Consider the following 1,254-nt stretch of genomic DNA (forward strand, 5'->3'; position numbering starts at 1 on the left):
ATCCCCCCTGTAAGATAGTTACTACCATTTTACAGGAATTTAATGTTAGATGGTAAACTAATTCGATATCGAAATAGCTTCAAGTGGTACACTTATATAGTATCATTCACACATATTGGTTAATAGATATAAATAAAAAGTTCCAGGAAAATAAATTATTATTCTCCTGGAATCATTTTGTTGTTGAAAATATTTAACCAATAAAGTTCTGTATTGAGAGAAAAGCTTTAATATCTATTTTCTCATTGGAGGTTATTAAAATCTTTGCCTCAACTCTCGATAATAACATAACCTCAATATCTTCATCTGGTTCTAAAAACTCTTTTGATATTTCGCCATTACAAGTACAGAATACTAAAGCAGCAGATTCATCAGTCATGCCAGTTGAAATGTACGCCTTAGTTTTAGTTTTATCATAGTCAATTAGGATCAGATCTAGTCCTGTTTCTTCTTTTAGCTCACGCCTTACCGTAGTTTCAAAATCCTCTCCGAAATCAATAAGCCCAGCAGGAATTTCATAAACATAATCATTAAGAGGAACCCTAAATTGCTTTATAACCACTAATTTATCCTCGTCTACATGAGTAGCTACTATTATAACAGCGTCTATTTTATCTTCTATACCACGAAAATAGTTATTTTTTAATGTATCTAAATCTTTTCTAGATGCAATGGACCAATTTTTGCACTCGCCATTTTTATTTAAATATTCTGCATTATAAAGTTTTAAATACCTTGTATCTGCAAGTGTTGTAATGTTTTTTATGCTCATTATTTCATCTCCAAAGATACTCCGTTTATGACTATATTACTTGTTATGATTAGTTGGTTATTCGAAATCCTTTGGATCTAGTTTATTAACATAATCTAAAACTATATCGAGTGAATCAGAGGAATACATTGCATCTGTTCCACCTTTATGATAATAAACTGAAAAACGATCATTTTTAAAGTAAAAAATGTGATAACTTCTACTACCTACTTGTCTATGACCTAAACAAGTTTCATCATCTAAAATAAGCGCATTCAATATTTTATTTCCTACAAATACTTCTTTTATTACATCTAAACTCGTATAACGAGGTTCAAAAGTAAATCCTACTATTGTGTTCATTTTAATTCCCCCTTCATTATTATACATAATAGTTAATTGCATAACCTTGTAGTCAAGTTACTTCAAGGCTTTACAATTATATATTTACAGGAATTCCCCCAACTTTTGTCGAATTTATATTTATGAGAACAAATTCATCG

The 1,254-nt window shown here is 29.7% G+C and carries 2 protein-coding genes; both read right to left on the reverse strand.

From position 1 onward, the window contains the following. Positions 1–193: 193 nt before the first annotated feature. Positions 194–772 (reverse strand): NUDIX hydrolase, encoded by a 579-nt coding sequence (locus KPL55_RS25685; protein WP_216309581.1) that lies wholly within the window; start codon positions 770–772, stop codon positions 194–196. 57 nt (positions 773–829) lie between these two features. Further along, positions 830–1,114: a hypothetical protein gene (locus KPL55_RS25690; protein WP_216309582.1), complete on the reverse strand. Its 285-nt coding sequence runs from the start codon at positions 1,112–1,114 to the stop codon at positions 830–832. Positions 1,115–1,254 lie beyond the last annotated feature (140 nt).

Source organism: Clostridium lacusfryxellense (assembly GCF_018861735.1).
GTDB classification, from domain to species: Bacteria; Bacillota; Clostridia; order Clostridiales; family Clostridiaceae; genus Clostridium_AD; species Clostridium_AD lacusfryxellense.

What these genes read in the sequence shown, in the direction of transcription:
- KPL55_RS25690 (WP_216309582.1), bottom strand. Translation starts at nt 1,114, where the DNA reads ATGAACACAATAGTAGGATTTACTTTTGAACCTCGTTATACGAGTTTA.
- KPL55_RS25685 (WP_216309581.1), bottom strand. Translation starts at nt 772, where the DNA reads ATGAGCATAAAAAACATTACAACACTTGCAGATACAAGGTATTTAAAA.